The 269-nt window shown below is 69.1% G+C and carries 1 protein-coding gene; it reads right to left on the reverse strand.

Annotated features, from left to right (window positions below; translation table 11 throughout):
* Positions 1–269 (reverse strand): PAS domain-containing protein (locus C1X29_RS29950; RefSeq protein WP_146023318.1); only part of this gene is annotated, 269 nt, incomplete at both ends.

The following is a 269-nucleotide window of genomic DNA, read 5'->3' on the forward strand; positions in this document are numbered from 1 at the left end:
CGTGGGCGTAGGAGCCGTCGGCGCGCAGGAAGCGATACTCTTCGGTCCAGGCCGTCCCCGCGCCGTCGATGACCGCGCGGATGGCGGAATCGATGCGGGCTCGGTCATCGGGATGGATGTGTGCGATCCACCATTCGCCGGTCGGCTCGACCGCGCCGGAGGCATGGCCGTAGGCTTCGTTGAGGGCCTCGTTCCACAGGACGTGGTTCGTCGCCAGATCCCAGTCCCAGATCGCGTCGTTGGTCGCCCGCGCGACGAGCCGGTAGCGC

The sequence above is a fragment of the Pseudomonas sp. GW456-12-10-14-LB2 genome (assembly GCF_002884345.1).
GTDB classification, from domain to species: Bacteria; Pseudomonadota; Gammaproteobacteria; order Pseudomonadales; family Pseudomonadaceae; genus Aquipseudomonas; species Aquipseudomonas paraglycinae.